This is a genomic window from Leifsonia shinshuensis, assembly GCF_022606355.1.
GTDB lineage: Bacteria > Actinomycetota > Actinomycetes > Actinomycetales > Microbacteriaceae > Leifsonia > Leifsonia shinshuensis_B.
This window is the reverse complement of the sequence record NZ_JAHHZQ010000005.1, coordinates 310,783-330,584: the sequence shown is the minus strand read 5'-3', so window position 1 is coordinate 330,584 and position 19,802 is coordinate 310,783. Positions and strand designations below refer to the sequence as shown.

Genomic DNA, 19,802 nt, shown 5'->3' with positions numbered 1-19,802 from the left:
TCGGTTGGAAGCAACTTTGTACCCCGTTTTCGGGGGACAGTCCTCAAAAATGAGGACAAGTCCGTCCCCCAGTCCAGGGGGCGGACGGATCAGTCCACGACCCGGACGTCCTTCCAGAACGCGACGTAGTTGCTGTAATCCTTGCCGACGCGGTCGAAGGAGCTCGGATACGGCGTCGGATAGCTCCACGCGCGATCCTGCAGCACCGTGTCGCCGTCCTTGACCGAGAAGTACTGGCACTCACCCTTCCACGGACACGTGTACGGGGTGTCGGACGCGACCAGGTGCTCGGCGTTCACGCTCGCGGGCGGGAAGTACCAGTTGCCCTCGATGCGGATGAGATCCTCGGTCGGAGCCTCGGCGATGACGGTGTCGTTCAGAACAGCTTTCATGAGTGAAACCTCCTGAACGCACTGAACACCCGGTTCCACCGGAACATTCCGGCGGGACTGGGAGTTCGAGTCTTGCGCTCAGCCTGCTCGCAGGATCCGCACGTCGGAGGCCGTCCCGAGCCTCCCGGCGCCGGCGAGCTCGGCGGCATCCGCACCGGCCGCGATGCGCTCCTGGCCGGAGACCGACGCGGTGAGCAGGTGCGCGACGGCCCCTCGAAGTCCGGTGAACGCGGCACAGGCCGCGGCGGCCTCCGGCGAGCTGTAGTCGATCCCGAGGCCCGCGAGCGCGTCGACGAGGGCACCGGCGGCCAGGAGGTCTTCGACGGCGAAACGCGTGCCGCCCTCCACGGTCGTGCCGCCGGCCGCGACCAGCGCGACCATGGCGCGGCGGCCCAGCCTGACCTGCTCGTCGAGGATCCAGCGCGCGACCGCAGGCGCATCGGTCAGCCCGGCGGCCACGACGGCTCCGGTGCCCGGCACGAGCTCGATCGCGGCCTCCACGGGCTCGTCGGCGAGCGCATCCACCCAGACGACCACGTCGGCGTCGGCCGCCACGGCCGTCGCGCCGGCCGACGCCCAGTCGAAGCGCACCTGGTACTTGGCCTGGCGGTGCGCGGTAGGGACGGTCGACGGTTCGGAGCGGTGCGCGGTCACCGCCTCAGCGTAACCGGGCGCCGAATCCGGCCGGCGCGTGTTGCTCCCGATGACGGCGCTCGTGTTCGCGCTCCCCCGCCGACGCCGGGCGCATCTGGTGCCGGATCAGTTCGAAGTCGTGCCGCGTGAGCTCGATCAGCCCGGCGCGCAGCTGATAGCCCCAGTCGGGCTTGTCGCGCGTGAAGTCGAGAGAGGACAGCAACGGTCGGATGGGGGTCGCGACCGCGTCGTGATCCCAGTCGACGCGCCGACGCCAGGCGACGAAGTCGGCGGAGGCGTTGCGCCGCTGGCCGGTACCCGGCTGCATGCCCTGGGTCGCCTGGTACACGTCGGCGTCGGCCAGCCTCCCCACCGCGGTGAACCGCTTGAGCGGCTCGCCGTCGGGATACGACTCGCGCGGCGAGTAGTAGACGAACCCGTCGGCCGCCCCCATCCGCTCGAGCGGTGCGCGGGCACCGTGGTTGACCTGGGCGAAGCCGCCCGCGACGCCGCGCAGCACGTGGTCGTGCTGAACCACGCCCAGCCAGTAGCGGATCGCCATGCTCCCGTTCTAGCGCACAGGTCCGACATCGCGCTGGAGACGGGCGTCGTGTCGAATCCCGCACCCGCCGCTCGACGTCTCGGTGAGTGCCCGCGACGAAAGGACCACGCATGCGCTACCTCCTCCTGCTCACGACGGACTCGGCGCCGCCCTCCTCCGTGCTGCAGCGGTTCACAGTCGAGCTGATCCACGCCGGGGTGCTGCTGGCCGGCGAGCTCCTCGCCGTGGACGGCCTCCACGTCGAGCTCGGGGTGGACGGCTCCTGCCGGGTCGACGACGCGCCGGCCTCCGACTCCCGAGCGAACGCGCTGTGGATCGTGCAGGCCGCCGACCGGGCGGAGGCGGTCGAATGGGCGAGGCGGCTGCCGGTGGATCGTGGCAGAGTCGAGGTGCGCCGCATCGTGAGCGGCGCCGCAGCGGAGGCATGAGCGTGGCAGCACGACGGGAGGCGCGCGGGTGGCGGAGGCACAGGACGTGACGGCCGACGAGGCCCGCCGCGCCGTCGAGGCGGTGTGGCGCATCGAAGCGGGCAAGCTCGTGGCGGGCCTCGCCCGCTGGACGGGCGACGTCGGGCTCGCGGAGGAGCTCGCGCAGGACGCCCTCGTCGCCGCGCTCGAGCAGTGGCCGGAGACCGGAGTGCCGCGGACGCCCGGCGCCTGGCTCACGACGGTCGCGAAGCGCCGCGCGATCGACGGCTGGCGCCGCCGCGAGCGCCTCGACGAGCGCTACGCCGCCCTGGCCCGCGACCTCGAGCAGCAGGACGACGACGACCCGGCCGCCGCGGTGGACGAGGAGATCCAGGACGACCTGCTCCGGCTCGTGTTCGTTTCGTGCCACCCCGTGCTCGCCCCCGGCGCCCGGGTCGCGCTCACGCTCAAGCTGCTCGGCGGGCTCACGACCGACGAGATCGCCCGGGCGTTCCTGGTGCCCGTCCCGACGATCGCGCAACGCATCGTGCGGGCCAAGCGCACGCTCACCGCGGCGCACGTGCCGTTCGAGGTGCCCGACCGCGCCGACTACCCCGAACGGCTGTCGTCGGTGCTCGAGGTCGTCTACCTGATCTTCAATGAGGGCTACTCGGCCACGGCGGGCGACGACTGGATGCGCCCCGACCTCTGCCAGGAGGCGCTGCGGCTCGGCCGCGTCCTTGCCGAGCTCACCCCGCGCGAGCCAGAAGTGCACGGCCTGGTCGCGCTGATGGAGTTCCAGGCCTCCCGCCTGCCCGCGCGCGCCACCGCCGACGGCGAGCCGATCCTCCTGAGCGACCAGGACCGCACCCGCTGGGACCGCATCCTCATCGGGCGCGGCGTCGCCGCACTCGAGCACGCCGACCGCCTGCTCGGGGCGCGCGGCCGCGGCCCGTATACGCTGCAGGCGGCGATCGCCGCGTGTCACGCGACCGCGCCCTCCCCCGGCGACACCGACTGGGAGGAGATCGTCGCCTTGTACGGCGCGCTCGCGGCCCTGCGGCCCTCCGCGGTCGTGGAGCTCAACCGTGCCGTCGCCGTCTCGATGGCCTCCGGCCCGGAAGCCGGGCTCGCTGTCGTCGAACGGCTGGTGGACGACGGCGCGCTGGAGTCGTACCACCTGTTGCCGTCGGTGCGCGCCGACCTCCTGTTCAAGGTCGGTCGCCACGCCGAGGCCGAGATCGAGTTCGAGCGGGCGGCATCGATGACGGCCAACGCGCGTGAGCGGACGCTGCTGCTCGCGCGCGCAGCGGAGGCGGCAGCCGCCGCCGGGTCGTCCGGGAGTGCACCGTGAATGCCGTCTCCCCCTGCCCCCGGCGCACCCGATGGGTGACACTGAAGGCGTGAGAGTCCTCCTCAAGCTCGTCCTCGACTCCGACCCCGACGCGGTCTGGCGCGCCCTGCACAGCCCGACGGCGCTGAGGGAGGTCGCCATGCCGTGGGTGGACTTCCGGTCGGACGAGCCGGCCGGGTTCCCGACCTCGTGGGACACCGCTGAGCACCGCGTCAGCGTGCGCGCGCTCGGGGCGTTCACGGTGGGCACGCAGGCGATCCGGCTCGACACGCTGCGCTCGACCGACCCCCGGGAGAGCGCCACGCGGATCCTGCGCGACAGCGGAGGGGGCACCGGCGGCCTCCTCTCTGCGATGCCGCACCTGGACCACCGGATGGCCGTCGCCCCCGACCCCGCGGGGCCGGGCCCCGACGGCCGGGTGCGCACCCTCTACCGCGACCGCCTGATCGTGCGCGCTGGCCTCGTCACCCCGCTCGCCTGGTACGCGCTCTGGGCCTTCTGGCAGTGGCGCGGCGTGCGCCTGCGTCAGCTCGCACCCACCTGGGCATACGATCCCCCCACGCCGGATCCGCGCACGGCGGATGACGCCGAGACGCACGACGCCGAGACGGAGGCAACAGCATGAGCACCACCACCCCCGAGTCCGCATCGGCGGTCGACCCCGGTCAGGGGCGAGCGGTGACGGCGGTGCAGACCGCGGACTGGCGGCGCAGCGTGTTCGCGCTGTACTCGTCGGTGCGCCGGATCGCGGCGAGCGACCCCGCCGCCGCGCACGCGCACTGGATCTCCTGCCGCAACGACCTGTTCTCGTCGCACCCGGCCTCCCCGCTGCTCGACGCCGACCGGGACCGCTTCACCGGCCTCCCCGTCTCGCCGTACGACCCCGACTGGCGGTTCGAGCTTCCCGTGCACGCGCCGGCGGAGGCGAAGCGGATGGACGTCGAGACCGGCACGGACGGCGTCGTGCCCTTCGAGCTTCTGGGCACCGTGCGGGTGCCGCTCGCCGGCACCCTCGACGTATGGCGGCTGGCCTCCTACGGCGGTGGCCTCTTCGTGCCGATCAAGGATGCGCTGGCCGGCACGCGCGGCGGCACCTACGGCGGCGGACGCTACCTGATCGACACGATCAAGGGCGCCGATCTCGGGATGTCGGCCGACGACGGCGAGGCCACTCTCGTCCTCGACTTCAACTTCGCCTACAACCCCTCGTGCGCGTACGACCCGGCCTGGGCGTGCCCGCTCGCGCAGGCGGGCAACACGCTCCCCGTCGACATCCCCGTCGGCGAGCGCTACGCCGGCTGAGCGCGCGCGGCGCCCGAGGGCACCCGAGGGGCACCTAAACGCCCCTAAAAGTGTGTTTTGGGGGCGCTTGCGTGCCCTTCGGCGGCCTCCCGCGGGCGAACGTCAGCGAGCGACGAGCGTGAGGCGCTGGGTGGGGCGGGTCATCGCGACGTACAGCGACGCGGCGCCGCGCACCGACTCGGCGGCGAGCGCGTGCGGGTCGGCCAGCACGACGGCGTCGAACTCGAGCCCCTTCGCCTCGTAGCCGGTCAGCACCGAGATCGGGCGGGTGAGGCCCGCCGCGCCGCGCGCAGCGTCGTCCCCGAAGCGTCCGCGCACCGCGGCGGCCACGGCCTCCACGTCGGTCGCGGTCGCGATGACGGCGAGCGTGCCGTCCCGGTCGATGCCGCGATCGTGGGCCACAGCCTGCGCGACCGCCTCGGGGAGTCCGTCCGCCTGCGCCGCCACCCGGCGGATCGGCCAGTCACCCTCGCGGACCGCGCGCGTCGGGGTGATCGGCAACCCCGCGTCGCGCGCGATGCGCTCGGCCTCGCGCGTGATCTGGGCGGGCGTGCGGTAGTTGACGGTCAGCTCCTCCAGACGCCAGGCGTCTTTGAACGAGGGCCGCAGCGCCTCGTCCCAGCTGGTCGCCCCCGCCGCCGACGCCACCTGGGCGATGTCGCCGACGATCGTGAACGACTTCATCGGGCAGCGGCGCACCAGCACGCGCCACTGCATCGGCGACAGCTCCTGGGCCTCGTCCACCACCACGTGCCCGTAGGTCCACGAACGGTCGGCGGCGGCGCGCTCGGCGGTCGTGCCGCGGTCGACCTGCTCGGCGAACCCGTCCGCCAGCTGCTCGGCGCTCACCAGGCCCTCCACGCCCATGTTGCGGATCGCCGCGCGCGCGTTCTCCAGGTCGCGCTTGCGCTGCCGGTCGCGCTCGCGGGAGGCCGGGTCGGCACGCCCGGGGAAGTCGCCGAGCAGCTCGGCCGCCTCGTCGAGCAGCGGCACGTCAGAGACGGTGAACGGCTCGCCGCGATCGCGCAGCAGAGCAGCCCGCTGGGCCGGCGTCCAGCGCGGCGTGAGCTCGGCGAGCCACGCCGGTCGCGCGTAGAGATCCTGCAGCAGCTTCTGCGGCGTCAACGGAAGCCAGGCCGTGTTGAGCAGCACGCGCACGTCGTACGAGGTGCGGAGATCCTCACGGAGCACCCGGAGGTCGGCCTCGTCGATCGTCGAGCCTCCGGCGCGCAGCTGTGCCGCCAGCTGGTCGGTCAGCTCGCCCAGCGCCTGCTTGACGAAGGTGACCCGGGCGACGTTGTGCGGCTTGCCGGTGCGCTGGGCCTTCGCGATGGCCCGCTGGACGAGCTCGGGGGAAACGACCAGCCGCTCGTTGTCCACCACGATCGTCTGCGGCCCGTCGGGTGCCTTCTGCCGCGACCGGACAGCACGCGACAGCAGCCGCGCCATGGTCGCGGCGCCCTTCAGCCGCGCGGCCTCCGGAGCGTCCTCGGCCGTGGCCTCCACCCCGGGGTACAGCTCGCCGAGCGTCTGCATGACGACTCCGGTCTCGCCCAGCGACGGCAGCACCGCCTCGATGTACCGCAGGAACGCCGACGACGGCCCGACCACGAGCACGCCGGAGGCGCTCAGCCGCTGCCGGTTGGCGTACAGCAGATAGGCGGCGCGGTGCAGCGCCACCGCGGTCTTGCCGGTGCCGGGACCGCCCTGCACCACGAGGGCGCCGCGGAGGTCGGAGCGGATGATGCGGTCCTGCTCGGCCTGGATGGTCGCCACGATGTCGTGCATGCGGCCGGTGCGTTGCGCGGTGAGCGCGGCCAGCAGCGCGCCCTCGCCCTGCACCTGCCCGCCCGCCGCCGCGCCGTCGAGCAGCGCCTCGTCGAAGACCTCGTCGTCGATGCGGACGACCTGGCGGCCGTTCATCGTCAGATGCCTGCGGGCGCGCACCCCCATCCGCTCGCTCGCGGTGGCCTGGTAGAACGCGCTCGCTTGCTGGGCGCGCCAGTCCACGAGCACGGAGCGCTGGTCGTCGTCGCGCAGGCCGACACGGCCGATGTAGCGGCGGTCGGTGCCGTCGACGGGCTCGTCGAGCAGCAGACGGCCGAACACGAGCCGCGCATCCACGTCGCGCAGCTGCAGCAACTGGTCCTCGTACAGACGGGCGAAGGCGTCGCGTTCGCTGCGCGCCTGGTGGTTGCTTCCGACACTCTCACGGCGCACGCGGGTCAGCCGCTCCTCCGTCTCGGCCCTGAGCGTGTCCAACCGCTCGTACAGGCCCGAGACGACGGCGCGCTCACGATCGAGTTCCGATTCCTGCACGCGCGACCACCTTCCGGATTACGGGCCGATAGTCTACGACCTCCGGCCGGGAATGTGCTCCCAGCAAGCATGGGGTCGATACACGGTAGACTGTCCGGACCAGCACGACTGGCCTGCCGACATCGTCGGTGTGCGCGAGCGCCGGGCGGTGGCCCCGCCGCGCACCTCCACTCTTCTTTCCGGCGAAGACGTCCCGTTCCTGCGACGACCGCCCGAACCGCCCGACAGGGCAAAGCCCTGCCAGAAAGGCACTTGTGACCACCCAGACCTTCGCCGACCTCGGCGTGCCCGCTCCCCTCGTCGCCGTCCTCACGGCCGACGGCAAGACGGAGCCGTTCCCCATCCAGGCCGACACCCTGCCCGACACGCTCGCCGGACGCGACGTGCTCGGCCGCGGCAAGACCGGCTCCGGAAAGACCATCGCGTTCTCGCTGCCGCTGGCGGCGCGGCTCGCGGCCGGCGCCTCCGGTGCGCCCGGCGGCCGTCCCCAGCGCGGACCCCGCCGGCCCCGCGGCCTCGTGCTCGCACCCACCCGCGAGCTCGCCACCCAGATCGACGCGACCCTCAAGCCGCTCGCGACCGCACTCGGCCTGACGACGACCACCATCTTCGGCGGCGTCTCCCAGAGCCGCCAGGTCACCGCGCTGCAGGCGGGCGTCGACATCATCGTCGCCTGCCCCGGCCGCCTCGAAGACCTCATGAAGCAGGGCATCGTGCACCTCGACCACGTCGAGATGACCGTGCTCGACGAGGCCGACCACATGGCCGACCTCGGGTTCCTGCCGACGGTCACGCGCATCCTGAACGCCACGCCGTCGCGCGGCCAGCGCCTGCTCTTCTCGGCCACGCTGGACAACGGCGTCGACAAGCTGGTGTCGAAGTTCCTCACGAACGAGGTTCTGCACTCGGTCGACGACGCGACCAGCCACGTGGAGGCGATGACCCACCACGTGTTCGAGGTCGCGGACCAGGACGCCAAGAAGGACCTGATCCACGCGCTCGCCTCCGGTCGCGGCCGCCGCATCCTCTTCATGCGGACCAAGCACCAGGCCAAGCGCCTCGCCAAGCAGCTGACGTCGGCCGGGATCCCCGCGGTCGACCTCCACGGCAACCTCAGCCAGGGTGCCCGCGACCGCAACCTCGCCGCCTTCGGCTCCGGCGACGTGCGCGTGCTGGTGGCGACCGACGTCGCCGCACGCGGTGTGCACGTCGACGAGGTCGAGCTGGTCGTCCACGTCGACCCGCCCGCGGAGCACAAGGCCTACCTGCACCGCTCGGGCAGGACCGCCCGCGCCGGGAGCACCGGCGACGTGGCCACCGTCATGCTGCCCGACCAGGCGGGCGACGTCCGCTCGCTGCTGCGCGCGGCCGCCATCACAGCGAGCCCGCAGCGCGTCACCGCGGAATCGCCCGCGGTGACCTCGCTCGTCGGCGAGCGCGCACCGCGCGTGGCGCCGGCGCCTGCGCCGAAGGGCGGGTCGAACGGCGGGTCTGCCAACGACGGCGCGTCTGGCAACGACGGCGGTCGTGGCGGACGCGGGAACGGCCGAGGCCGCAACGGCGGAGGCCGGAACGGCGGAGGTCGGAACGCGGGAGGTCGCGACGCGGGAGCTCGCGACAGCGGCGGTCGCTCGACCGCTGGTCGTGACTCGTCCGGAACCGGTCACGACGACACGCGCGACGGATCGTCGCGCCGACGCGGACGCGGCCGGGGTGCCGGTGCCGCAAGCGGCGAGCGCGCCGGCGGAAGTGCCCGCAGCGGCGGCAACGGCGGTAACGGAGGCAACGGCGGAGCCGGTCGCAACGGCGGCAACGCCGGAACCGGTCGCAGCAGCGGCAACGCCGGCAACGCCGGTAGCGGCGGTTCCACCCGTACGGGCAACGGCGGAAGCGGCCGCGCGGGTGGCAACGGCGGAGCCGGCCGCAGCGGCGCTCCGCGCACCGGCATGCGCGTCGGCGACCTCGTCGGCGGCAGCACCAGCCGCGGCCGCGGCACCCGCCGCGCGCGCGGCTGACGCTCCGCGACATCGACGACTCCGGCCAGCGCCGACACGTCGGGTCACCGCCCGCACCTCCGCTCTCACAGCAGCAAAGCGTCCGCCACTCCGGAGATCCGCGCCGCCCGGCACGATCTCCGGGGTCGCTGCCACGTAGCTCCGGAGCCCCAACACGCCACGTCAAGCCCCGTGGATCCGGTGGGCAACGGAGGACTCCCCGACACGCCCGGGAACCGCAGCCAACGGAGGAGATCGGGCCAGGAAACGGCAGGATCTCCTCCGTCAGCCGTCACCAACCGCCGCGACACCAGCGATGTCCTCCGTTACCGGCGGGACGTCGGCTGAGGGCAACGGAGGACTTCCGGCTAGCGGAGATCGGCCGCGGCCCGGACTCCGCCGAGCGCGGCGATGCCGGCGACGATGCCGTCGATAAGCAGGCGGAAGCTGCGGTCGAGGTCGTCCGGGAGGCCGAAGCCGCCGCCGAGTTCCAGGGTGATGAAGCCGTGGAGGGCGCTGCGCAGCATCCGGATCGCGTCGACGGTGGCATCGTCGGGCAGGCCGAAGCCTCGTAAGGCGGCGGCCAGGACGGCGATGGTCTCCTCCGCGCGGGAGGCGAGCCCGGCGTCGGCTTCCGAAGCGAGGTCGGGGGCGACCTGCGTGGCGGCGTAGCGGCCCGGGTGCCGGTGGGCGTACGCCCGCACCGCGTCCGCCGCCGAATGGATTGCCTCCGGGCCCGAGCGGCCGATGGTCGCCTCTGCCAGCACCCGCGTCAGCTCGGCCACGCAGTCGGTGGCCACCAGGCGACGCAGGTCGTCGAGGGAGGCCACGTGCTTGTACAGGCTCGGCACGGCGACACCGGCGCGGGACGCGACGGCAGCGAGCGTCAGCCGGTCGAGTCCGGCCACGCCACCGTCGTCGACGACGTCGAGCGCCACCGCGGTGACCGCGGAGCGGGTCAGCCCCGCCCTAGGCACGGGGCTCACCCCCGGCGAACCCGCCCGCCGGCACGGGGACGACCCCCGCGACCCGCGCGGCCGCCCGGCGCACGCCGTGCGCCCTACGCACGCGCCGCGCCCCAGTCGCCGCCCGCCGCCGCCCGCAGTTCGCTGAGGAAGGCCAGCGTCGCCGGCACGATGACGTCGGGCCGCTGGGCCTGCGGGTAGTGGCCGGACTCGGGGACGCGCACGACCTGTGCGCCGAGCGTCTCGATCCAGTCGGCCTCGGCGGCAGGGTCCTTGTAGTCGGGGTCGAGCTCTCCCACGAAGGCGAGCATGGGGGCCGCCACCTCGGGCAGCCGGGGCTCGACGACGGAGTGGGTCAGTGCGAGCGTGAGGTGCCGGAACGAGCGCAGGCGGCCGGGCTCCTTCATGTTGCGCTTGAGGTCGGCGGCGTGCTCTTTCAGCCACGGCGCCGTGCGACCCTTGTTGATCGACCGGTAGTAGCCGGCCCAGACCGATGCGCCCCAGGGACCGGTGAACAGCACACGGTACATCCCGTGGACGGACGCCACGGCGAAGCGGCTCATCGCCGGGTCGCGCAGCAGCGGGCCGAAGAGCACGAGGCCGGCGATGGCGTCGGGGCGTTCGGCGGCCGCCCAGGCCGCGGCCGCGGCGCCCATGGAGTTTCCGAGGACGGCGGCACGACCGCCGAGTTCGTCGATCAGCGCGAGGAGGTCGCGGCCGGACACGATGTCGCCGAACTCGCGGAAGGTGGTGTCCGAGTCGCCGTGCGCCCGCAGGTCGGTGACGGCGACGCGGTAGCCGGCCTCCAGCAGCGGGCCGACCAGTTCGCGGTAGGTCGAACGGAGGTCGCCCATCCCGGGGACGGCGACCACGAGAGGGCCGGTGCCCTCGACGGTGTAGCTGATGCGTCCCTCGGGGCGCTGCAGGTACCGGACCTGCGAAGCGATGGAAGTGTTCATAGCCGTAAAGCTAATACCATTAGCCAAAATATGCAAGCCTCTGAGTGAAACGGCCCGGAGCCGGCTCAGGTCAGCTTGCCCACCGCCGCCATCGCGGCCTTGACGAGCGCGCCCCGCCCGCCCTCCAGCTCTTCGCACACCGTCGGCGACACGGCCTCGTCCGGCGTCATCCAGGTGATCTCGAGGGCGTCTTGCCGGGGCTCGCAGGTGCCGGTGACGGGCACGACGTAGGCGAGCGACACGGCGTGCTGGCGTTCGTCGGTGAACGCGGACACCCCGGGCAGCGGGAAGTACTCCGCCACCTGGAACGGGACGGGGCTGGCCGGCAGCAGCGGGAACGCCATCGGACCGAGGTCTTTCTCGAGGTGACGGAACAGCGCCTCCCGCAGCGTCTCGCCGTACATCACCCGGCCCGACACCAGCGTGCGAGTGATCTCGCCGACGGCGTTCGCCCGCAACAGCACGCCGACCTCGGTGACCTGGCCCAGGCCGTCGACCCGCACGGGCACGGCCTCCACATAGAGCAGCGGGAGGCGCCGGCGGATCTGCTCCAGCTCGATGTCGCTCAGCCAGGCGGGACCGGGCCGGGCCCCCGAGCCGTCGAGCGGGTCGGGAGTCGGGTCCGGATCGGGGGTGCGCACGCTCATGCACCGATCCTACGGATGCCGAAGCCTGTGTTCACGCAGACAGACGGATCTGTGGACTGCGCCGCGATCTGGGGGCTGTGGAGGACGGCCGGGTAATGCACACAATGGAACATGCCGTTCCCCGCCCCCGAGCTCCGCCTCGACCGCGACGCCGTGCTGTGGTCCGCAGGAGAGGCCGACCGGGCCGACCGACCCCGGCTGATCCTGCTGCACGGGTACGCGTCCGACGAGGCCGATCTCTTCGGCATCTCGGCCTATCTTCCGCTGGAGCCGGTGATCGCGTCGCTTCGCGCGCCGATCCCCGAGGGGCCGGGCTTCGCGTGGTTCTCCCGGTTCACCAACGTCTCCGGCGACCCGATCGCCGCGAATGCCAACGCCGCGGCCCGTGCGGTGCTCGACTGGATCGACGAGCAGCCCGACGTGCCGACCGGCCTCCTGGGCTTCTCGCAGGGCGGCGCGATGGCGCTGCAGCTGATGCGCCTGGCCCCCGAGCGCTTCGACTTCGCCGTGATGCTGTCCGGCTTCGTGGTGCAGGGCCCCGAGGACGGCGACGCGACCCTCGGCGAGCGCAGGCCGCCGGTGTTCTGGGGTCGCGGCACGAACGACGACACCATCCCCGCCGCGTCCATCGCACGTGCGGAGGAGTGGCTGCCGGGGCACTCCGGCCTCGACGCCCGCATCTACGAAGGCCTCGGGCACGGAATCTCGCCGCTCGAGCTGGGCGACATCTCGTCGTTCATCCGGGCACACCTGCCCCGCAGCCGCTGACCCGAGCGGCACGGCCGCTGCGCGAGAGTGCTCCGACTGGCCCCTGTCGGTGGCGGGGAGCAGGATGGAGTCGATGAGCGACGTGCTCGACCGGTTCTCCCCCGCGACCCGTGAATGGTTCCGCGGGGCCTTCGCCGCGCCCACGGACGCGCAGGCCGGGGCATGGGAGGCCATCTCGCACGGCAGGCATGCGCTCGTCATCGCGCCGACCGGCTCCGGCAAGACGCTCGCCTCCTTCCTCTGGGCGATCGACCGGCTGGCGAGCAGCGAGCCGAAGCCCGACGACCGCCCGGGGACGCGGGTCCTGTACATCTCTCCGCTCAAGGCACTCGGGGTCGATGTCGAGCGCAACCTGCGCGCTCCCCTGGTCGGCATCACCCAGACCGCGAGGAGGCTGGGCGCCGAGCCTCCGCACGTGAGCGTCGGCGTGCGCTCGGGCGACACCACGTCGGCCGACCGCCGCGCGCTCGTCGCGTCGCCTCCCGACATCCTGATCACGACGCCGGAGTCGCTGTTCCTCATGCTCACCTCGCAGGCGCGCGAGACGCTCGCGGCCGTCGAGACGGTGATCGTCGACGAGGTGCACGCCGTCGCCGCCACCAAGCGCGGCGCCCATCTCGCGCTCTCGCTCGAGCGCCTCGACGCCCTGCTGCCGGCGCCCGCCCAGCGCATCGGACTGTCTGCGACGGTGCGACCGGCGGAGGAGGTGGCGCGCTTCCTCGGCGGCCGGGCACCGGTTGAGGTCGTGGCCCCGCCCGCGGGCAAGCGATTCGACTTGCGCGTCGTCGTGCCGGTCGAAGACATGAGCGAGCTCGGCACCTCGACGTTCGCGAGCGGCAACGACGACGGCTCCGCCCCACAGGCCGGCTCGATCTGGCCGCACGTGGAGGAGGCGATCGTCGACCGCGTGCTCGAGCACCGCTCCTCGATCGTCTTCGCCAACTCGCGGCGGCTGGCCGAGCGGCTCACCGCCCGGCTCAACGAGATCTACGAGGAGCGCGTGCTCGGCGGCGAGGCCGGCGTCGCCCCGGCACCGCGACCTCCCGCCGAGCTGATGGGCGGCTCGGGCCAGACCAAGGGCTCCGCCGCCGTCGCCGATCCGGAATCGCTGGTGCTCGCCCGCGCGCACCACGGCTCGGTGAGCAAGGAGCAGCGCGCGCTCATCGAAGACGACCTCAAGTCGGGGAGGCTGCGCTGTGTCGTCGCGACCTCCAGCCTCGAGCTCGGCATCGACATGGGCGCCGTCGACCTCGTGGTGCAGGTCGAGGCGCCGCCCTCTGTGGCGAGCGGGCTGCAGCGTGTCGGCCGCGCCGGCCACCAGGTGGGCGAGGTCTCCCGCGGCGTGGTCTTCCCCAAGCACCGGGCTGATCTCATCCACTCGGCTGTCGCCACCGAGCGGATGGTCGGCGGCCTCATCGAGACGCTGAAGGTCCCGGCCAACCCGCTCGACATCCTCGCCCAGCAGACCGTCGCGGCGACCGCGCTGGAGCCGCTCGACGCCGACGAGTGGTTCGACGCCGTGCGCCGCAGCGCGCCGTTCGCCACACTGCCCCGGAGCGCGTACGACGCCACCCTCGACCTCCTCGCCGGCCGCTACCCGTCCGACGAGTTCGCCGAGCTGCGCCCGCGCATCGTCTGGGACCGCGACGCCGGCACGCTCACCGGCCGCCCCGGTGCGCAGCGGCTGGCGGTGACCAGCGGGGGCACCATCCCCGACCGCGGCATGTTCGGCGTGTTCATGGTCGGTGAGCGGGCGAGCCGCGTCGGCGAGCTCGACGAGGAGATGGTCTACGAGTCGCGCGTGGGCGACGTGTTCGCACTGGGCTCGACGAGCTGGCGCATCCAGGAGATCACGCACGACCGCGTGCTGGTGACTCCGGCCTTCGGAGAGCCGGGCCGCCTGCCGTTCTGGAAGGGCGACGGCCTCGGCAGGCCGGCAGAGCTGGGCGCCGCCGTCGGCGCGTTCGTGCGCGAGCTGGGCGCCGCCTCCCCCGCCGACGCCGAGCTGCGCTGCGTGGAGGCCGGGCTCGACGCCTTCGCGACGGCCAACCTGCTGGCGTTCCTCCGCGAGCAGAAGGAGGCGACGGGTCACCTCCCCACCGACCGGACGCTGGTGGTCGAGCGGTTCCGCGACGAGCTGGGCGACTGGCGGGTCGTCTTGCATTCCCCGTTCGGCATGCAGGTGCATTCGCCGTGGGCGCTGGCCGTGCAGGCGCGGGTACGCGAGCGGTACGGGATCGACGCTGGGGCGATGGCGGCCGACGACGGCATCATCGTGCGTATTCCCGACACGGAATCCACGCCACCGGGCGGCGAGCTGTTCGTCTTCGAACCGGCCGAGCTCGACGTGCTGGTGACGCTGGAGGTCGGCGGTTCCGCGCTCTTCGCGTCGCGGTTCCGGGAGTGCGCCGCCCGCGCACTTCTGCTGCCCAAGTACAACCCGGGCAAGCGGTCGCCGCTCTGGCAGCAGCGGCAGAAGGCGTCGCAGCTGCTCGACGTCGCGCGCAAGTACCCGAGCTTCCCGATCATCCTGGAGACGGTCCGGGAGTGCCTGCAGGATGTCTACGACCTCCCTGCGCTCGACCAGGTGGCGCAGAGCATCGCGCAGCGGAGCATCACCATCGTGGAGGCCGCGACAGAGACCGCGTCGCCCTTCGCGCGCTCGCTGCTGTTCGGGTACGTCGCCGCGTTCATGTACGAGGGCGACAGCCCCCTCGCGGAGCGGAGGGCGGCGGCGCTGTCGCTCGACGCCGGGCTGCTCGCCGAGCTGCTCGGGCGCGCCGAACTGCGTGAGCTGCTCGACCCTGCGGTGATCGAGCGCGTGGAGCTGCAGTTGCAGAGGCTCGACCCCGACCGACGGGTGCGGGGCGAGGAGGGCGTGGCCGACCTCCTGCGGCTGCTCGGGCCGCTGACGGTCGAGGAGGTCGCGCTGCGGCTGCAGGGCAGCGCCGAAACCGGGCCGGCCGACGAATCGGCCGAGACGGACGACGCCGCTCCCCTGCACGCCACCGCGGAGGCCGCAGCCGCGCACCTCGCCGCGCTGGTCGACGCCAAGCGGGCGCTCGCGGTGACCTACGCCGGCACCGAGCGCTACGCGGCCATCGAAGACGCGAGCCGCCTGCGCGACGCCCTGGGCGTCCCGCTCCCGATCGGCGTCCCCGTCGCGTTCATCGAGCCGGTCGACGACCCGCTCGGCGACCTCGTCAGCCGCTACGCCCGCACGCACGGCCCGTTCGAGATCGGCGAACTCGCCGCGACGCTGGGGCTGGGCCCGGCGATCGTGCAGGACGCGCTCCGGCGTCTCTCGTACGACGGCAGGGTCGTCGAGGGCGAGTTCCGTCCGCACGCGCACGGCTCGGAGTGGTGCGACGCCGAGGTCCTTCGGCGGTTGCGCCGGATGTCGCTCGCGGCGCTGCGCCAGGAGGTCGAGCCGGTCGAGACCGCGACCTTCGCCCGGTTCCTCGGCGACTGGCAGCACCTGGGCTCGACGCTGCGCGGGGTCGACGCGGTCGCCTCGGTCATCGAGCAGCTCGCCGGCGCGCGCATCCCCGCCTCCGCCTGGGAGTCGCTGGTGCTGCCCTCCCGGGTGTCCGACTACAGCCCGGCGATGCTCGACGAGCTCACCGCCACCGGGGAGGTCATCTGGTCGGGAGACGGCGCCCTCCCGGGCAACGACGGGTGGATCAGCTTCCACCTCGCCGACGCGGCGCCGCTCACCCTCGCCCCGCCGGCCGAGCGCGAGCCGGACGACCTGCAGCGCGGCGTCCTGGCGGCGCTGGCCCGCGGCGGCGGCTACTTCTTCCGCCAGCTGTCCGACACGCTGGGTGCCGAGCGCGGCGAGGCGATCGACGACGCGGAGCTCGTGACCGCGCTGTGGGACCTGGTCTGGTCCGGGCTCGTGACCAACGACACGCTGGCGCCGCTGCGCACCGTCACCGGCGCGGGCGGAGGCGCGCACAAGCGCCCACGGCAGCCGACCCGTTCGCGCATGTACCGCGGCCGGGTGGGAGCGCCCCGCCAGTCGGCGATGGTCACCCGGATGGGACCCCCGACCGTGGCGGGGCGCTGGTCGCTGCTCCCGGAGCGCGACCTGGAGTCCACGGTCCGCGCGCACGGTCAGGCCGAGACGCTGCTCGACCGCTACGGCGTGGTGACGCGCGGCTCGGTGATGAACGAAGGCACGCCGGGCGGCTTCGCGCTCGCATACAAGGTGCTCAGCGGTTTCGAAGACACCGGGAGGGCGCGGCGCGGCTACTTCGTCGAGACGCTCGGCGCCGCCCAGTTCGCCAGTGGCCCGACGGTGGACCGCCTCCGCACTTTCGCACGCGACCACACGCAGCCCCGGCCGTTCGAGGCGCTCGCGATCGCGGCGACCGACCCGGCGAACGCCTACGGCGCAGCGCTGCCCTGGCCGTCGGTGCCCGCGGCGGGCGGTGGCGTGGAGGGCGGCACCGGGCACCGCCCCGGCCGCAAGGCGGGGGCGCTGGTCGCCCTCGTCGACGGCGAGCTGACGCTGTACGTGGAGCGCGGCGGCAAGAGCCTGCTGTGTTTCGTCGACCAGGCGAACGAGGCCGAACGGCCTGCGCTGCTCGCGGCGTCGCGGGCCCTGGCCGGGCTGGTGACCTCCCGTCGCGTCGACAAGCTCGCCATCGAGACAGTCAACGGTGCGTCCGTGCTCGGCTCTGCGCTCGGCGTCGCGCTGGGCGAGGCCGGGTTCCTCCCGACGCCGCGCGGCCTGCGCCTGCGCGGGTGATCGCCGGATGCCCGAGGGTGACACCGTCTTCCAGACCGCCGTGCGCCTGCGGCGCGCGTTGGCGGGGCGCACGCTCACGCAGACGGACTTCCGGGTTCCCGCATACGCGACGGTCGCTCTCAGCGGGCAGCGGGTCGAGGAGGTCGTCAGCCGCGGAAAGCACCTGCTGATCCGGGTCGGCGGGTACAGCATCCACAGCCACCTGAAGATGGAGGGATCGTGGGAGGTGTATCCGCCGGGCGGCCGGTGGCGCCATCCCGCCTTCCAGGCGCGGGCGGTGCTGCGCACGGCGGAGTCGCAGGCCGTGGGATTCCTGCTCGGGGTGCTGGAGGTGATCCCTCGCGCGCAGGAGGACTCCGCCGTCGGGCATCTCGGACCGGACCTCCTCGGCCCCGACTGGGATGCCGCGGAGGCGGTGCGGCGCGTGGAGGCGCATCCCGGGACGCCGATCGCGGTCGCCCTGCTCGACCAGCGCAACCTCGCAGGAGTCGGCAATGTCTACGCCAACGAGATCTGCTTCGTGCGCGGGATGCTGCCGACACGGCCGGTCGGTGAGGTCGATGTCCCCGCGGCGGTCGATCTGGCACGGCGCATGCTGGTCGCCAACCGCGACCGCGCCGTGCGCGTCACGACGGGCGACACCCGGCGCGGCCGCACGACCTGGGTGTACGGTCGCGACGGCCGCCCGTGCCTGCGCTGCGGCACGCTCGTGCACCGCTCCGAACTCGGCCGCACCGAGCTGGACGAACGCGTCACGTACTTCTGCCCCACCTGCCAGACCTGAGTCGAAGCGAGGGGCACGTCGTTGTCGCTTTCGCGGCGCGAAAGTGACGACGACGTGCCCCTCGTGAGGGCGTGCCCCTCGGGAGGAGACGCGTGTTACGCGGCGACGTCCTCCTCGGCGGCGGCATCGCGCACCGTCGCGAGCGCGGCCGACCACGACTCGAGCTGGTCGAAGACCGGGGTGAGCCCGGCCTCCGCAGCGGCGGTCGGCTTGAGCGACCAGTTCTCGAAGTCGTGCTGGAGGCTCAGCCCGACGAACGCACTGACGGTCGCGACCTGCAGCTGCGACAGCACCAGGCGCAGGTGCTCCACCGCGCGGGCGCCGCCGAAGACGCCGTAGCTGACGAAACCGGCCGCCTTGTTGTACCACTCGGAGCCCACGAAGTCGATCGCGTTCTTGAGCGCGCCGGAGGTGCTGTGGTTGTACTCCGGGGTGACGAACAGATAGCCGTCGAACTCGGCGATCTTGGCGGCCCACGCCTTGGTGTGGTCGTTGGCGTACTGTCCCGCTGCGGCCGGCATCGGCTCGTCGAGGTGCGGGAGGTTCCACTCGGCGAGGTCGACGAGCTCGTACTCGACGCCGTCGCGCTTCTCGGCGTGCTCCAGCACCCAGCGGGCGACGGACTCCCCGTTGCGGCCCGGGCGGGTGCTGCCGATGATGATGGCGATCCTGGTCATGTCAGCCTTTCAGTTTGATGACGTGTCACCGTTCGCGAACCCGGTCTGACCCTCCGCTATTCCCCGCCCTCGACGGCGGCGTGCCGCTAGGCTCGCGGCATGTCCCACCCGCGCGACCGCACCGGCCGTCAGCCCGACGACGCACACCTTCCCAGCGACGCCACCCAGCAGGAGCGTCAGGAGGCCGGCGACCGGCTGCGCGAACGCATCTACGTGACCTTCACGGCGCTCGCCATCCTGATGGCGCTCAACGCGCACGGCGAGCACCTCGACTCCCCGACTGTGCTGTGGACGCTCATCATCTCCGTGGTCGGCGTGCTGCTCGCCGGGCTCGCCTCCGACCTCGTGTCGCACATGATCGTGCACGACACCCTGCCGTCGGCCCGCGAGTTCCGACACATGATCGCCGTCGCCTCCCGTGCCCTCACCGTGCTCGCCGTGCCGGTCATCGTGCTGGCGCTGGCCTACTTCGGCGTGATGCAGGCCCGCACCGCCGTCGTCGTCGCCATCGCCGCGCTCATCGCGTCGCTCGCCGTGATCGCCAGGATCGCCGTCTCGCGCACCGGCCTCGCGGGGTGGAAGCAGCTGATCGTGCTGGCCGGCATCGTGCTGCTCGGGGTGGCCGTCGTGTTCTTGGAGCAGCTCGCCCACTGACCTCGTGGCGCGTGCAAGGATGGTGTATGGCGACCCTGCGCACCACCCCCGACCCGCGCAAGCTGAGCGCCGCCGAAGAAGAGCTCTTCCACACTTTCTACCTGATGAGGCGCGGGTTCGACCGCGCCCTCGACGCACAGCTGCAGCGCGACGACGGCATCTCGATCTCCGAACTGGAGGTGCTGATGGCGCTCGTCCGCTCGCCGGGGCGACGGCTGCGCGTGCGCGACCTGGTCGCTCTGACGGGCTGGGAGAAGAGCCGGGTCTCGCACCAGGTCACCCGCATGGCGGCGCGCGGCCTCCTCGAGCGCGAAGACTGCGCCGAGGACCGCAGGGCGACCTGGATCCGGCTCAGCGGCGATGGCCGCCGGGTCGTCGTCCGCGCTCTTCCCAAGCACACCGCGACGATCCGGCGCATCCTGTTCGACGCCCTCAGCGACGCTCAGCAGGACGAGCTGCTGGCGATCTCGCGCCGGATGACCGAGGCCATGGACGAGGAGCAGCCCCACCCCGGACCGTGAGGGTTCTCGCAGCCCCGGCTAACCCGTACCCGTGAGCGCGCTGAGAACTGCTGCCGGATCCGCTGGCCATTCCCGGCAACACCGCCGGAAACCAGCCGGTTCGCAGGCCGC

The 19,802-nt window shown here is 72.9% G+C and carries 18 protein-coding genes; 10 read left to right on the top strand and 8 right to left on the bottom strand.

From position 1 onward, the window contains the following. Positions 1-89 precede the first annotated feature (89 nt). The 3 genes from KNO15_RS20280 to KNO15_RS20270 all read right to left on the bottom strand — a co-directional run bounded on the left by KNO15_RS20280 (position 90) and on the right by KNO15_RS20270 (position 1,587). Positions 90-392 (bottom strand): DUF427 domain-containing protein, encoded by a 303-nt coding sequence (locus KNO15_RS20280; protein WP_241705632.1) that lies wholly within the window; start codon positions 390-392, stop codon positions 90-92. 78 nt (positions 393-470) lie between these two features. Then, positions 471-1,046 carry a 2-phosphosulfolactate phosphatase gene (locus tag KNO15_RS20275; RefSeq protein ID WP_241705630.1) on the bottom strand — a complete coding sequence of 192 codons (576 nt, stop codon included), beginning with the start codon at positions 1,044-1,046 and terminating at the stop codon, positions 471-473. Positions 1,047-1,050: 4 nt separating this feature from the next. Then, positions 1,051-1,587 carry an EVE domain-containing protein gene (locus KNO15_RS20270; protein WP_241705629.1) on the bottom strand — a complete coding sequence of 179 codons (537 nt, stop codon included), beginning with the start codon at positions 1,585-1,587 and terminating at the stop codon, positions 1,051-1,053. Positions 1,588-1,697: 110 nt separating this feature from the next. Here KNO15_RS20270 and KNO15_RS20265 point away from each other — a divergent pair, with 110 nt between their 5' ends. The 4 genes from KNO15_RS20265 to KNO15_RS20250 are packed head-to-tail and all read left to right on the top strand — an operon-like array spanning position 1,698 to position 4,650. Further along, complete coding sequence (locus KNO15_RS20265; RefSeq protein WP_241705627.1) at positions 1,698-2,015, top strand: YciI family protein; 318 nt, start codon at positions 1,698-1,700, stop codon at positions 2,013-2,015. A gap of 28 nt (positions 2,016-2,043) precedes the next feature. After that, on the top strand, positions 2,044-3,348 hold the full coding sequence (locus KNO15_RS20260) for an RNA polymerase sigma factor (protein ID WP_241705626.1): 1,305 nt from the start codon (positions 2,044-2,046) through the stop codon (positions 3,346-3,348). Positions 3,349-3,397: 49 nt separating this feature from the next. Then, positions 3,398-3,973, top strand: a complete 576-nt coding sequence (locus tag KNO15_RS20255; protein ID WP_241705625.1) for a hypothetical protein — start codon at positions 3,398-3,400, stop codon at positions 3,971-3,973. After that, a complete protein-coding gene (locus tag KNO15_RS20250) occupies positions 3,970-4,650 on the top strand; it encodes a DUF1684 domain-containing protein (protein ID WP_241705624.1) in 681 nt (226 codons plus the stop codon). Before KNO15_RS20255 ends, KNO15_RS20250 begins: the two co-directional genes overlap by 4 nt. Before the next feature lie 102 nt (positions 4,651-4,752). Here the strand turns inward: KNO15_RS20250 and KNO15_RS20245 are convergent, their stop codons facing one another. Then, positions 4,753-6,969: a HelD family protein gene (locus KNO15_RS20245; protein ID WP_241705623.1), complete on the bottom strand. Its 2,217-nt coding sequence runs from the start codon at positions 6,967-6,969 to the stop codon at positions 4,753-4,755. A gap of 254 nt (positions 6,970-7,223) precedes the next feature. On the opposite strand from KNO15_RS20245, the gene KNO15_RS20240 reads away from it, so the two are divergent. After that, the gene (locus KNO15_RS20240) at positions 7,224-8,984 is read left to right on the top strand and encodes a DEAD/DEAH box helicase (RefSeq protein ID WP_241705622.1); all 1,761 of its coding nucleotides are present in this window, start codon (positions 7,224-7,226) and stop codon (positions 8,982-8,984) included. A gap of 347 nt (positions 8,985-9,331) precedes the next feature. Here the strand turns inward: KNO15_RS20240 and KNO15_RS20235 are convergent, their stop codons facing one another. From KNO15_RS20235 to KNO15_RS20225, 3 genes are all read right to left on the bottom strand, one after another. Further along, the gene (locus KNO15_RS20235) at positions 9,332-9,940 is read right to left on the bottom strand and encodes a TetR/AcrR family transcriptional regulator (RefSeq protein ID WP_241705621.1); all 609 of its coding nucleotides are present in this window, start codon (positions 9,938-9,940) and stop codon (positions 9,332-9,334) included. A gap of 83 nt (positions 9,941-10,023) precedes the next feature. Next, complete coding sequence (locus tag KNO15_RS20230; protein WP_241705620.1) at positions 10,024-10,887, bottom strand: alpha/beta fold hydrolase; 864 nt, start codon at positions 10,885-10,887, stop codon at positions 10,024-10,026. Between the two features lie 65 nt (positions 10,888-10,952). Beyond that, a complete protein-coding gene (locus KNO15_RS20225) occupies positions 10,953-11,534 on the bottom strand; it encodes an NUDIX hydrolase family protein (RefSeq protein ID WP_241705619.1) in 582 nt (193 codons plus the stop codon). Between the two features lie 111 nt (positions 11,535-11,645). Here KNO15_RS20225 and KNO15_RS20220 point away from each other — a divergent pair, with 111 nt between their 5' ends. From KNO15_RS20220 to KNO15_RS20210, 3 genes are all read left to right on the top strand, one after another. Next, entirely contained in the window at positions 11,646-12,302 is a 657-nt protein-coding gene (locus KNO15_RS20220) for an alpha/beta hydrolase (protein WP_241705618.1), read from the top strand. 73 nt (positions 12,303-12,375) lie between these two features. Continuing rightward, the gene (locus tag KNO15_RS20215; RefSeq protein ID WP_241705617.1) at positions 12,376-17,055 is read left to right on the top strand and encodes an ATP-dependent helicase; all 4,680 of its coding nucleotides are present in this window, start codon (positions 12,376-12,378) and stop codon (positions 17,053-17,055) included. Positions 17,056-17,062: 7 nt separating this feature from the next. Next, the gene (locus KNO15_RS20210; RefSeq protein WP_241705616.1) at positions 17,063-17,839 is read left to right on the top strand and encodes a DNA-formamidopyrimidine glycosylase family protein; all 777 of its coding nucleotides are present in this window, start codon (positions 17,063-17,065) and stop codon (positions 17,837-17,839) included. Positions 17,840-17,934: 95 nt separating this feature from the next. Here KNO15_RS20210 and KNO15_RS20205 read toward each other — a convergent pair whose 3' ends face one another. Beyond that, the gene (locus KNO15_RS20205; protein ID WP_241705615.1) at positions 17,935-18,516 is read right to left on the bottom strand and encodes an NADPH-dependent FMN reductase; all 582 of its coding nucleotides are present in this window, start codon (positions 18,514-18,516) and stop codon (positions 17,935-17,937) included. 99 nt (positions 18,517-18,615) lie between these two features. Between KNO15_RS20205 and KNO15_RS20200 the strand changes: the two genes are divergently transcribed. Then, the gene (locus KNO15_RS20200; RefSeq protein ID WP_241705614.1) at positions 18,616-19,170 is read left to right on the top strand and encodes a hypothetical protein; all 555 of its coding nucleotides are present in this window, start codon (positions 18,616-18,618) and stop codon (positions 19,168-19,170) included. 26 nt (positions 19,171-19,196) lie between these two features. Continuing rightward, a complete protein-coding gene (locus KNO15_RS20195; protein WP_241705613.1) occupies positions 19,197-19,691 on the top strand; it encodes a MarR family winged helix-turn-helix transcriptional regulator in 495 nt (164 codons plus the stop codon). Positions 19,692-19,802 lie beyond the last annotated feature (111 nt).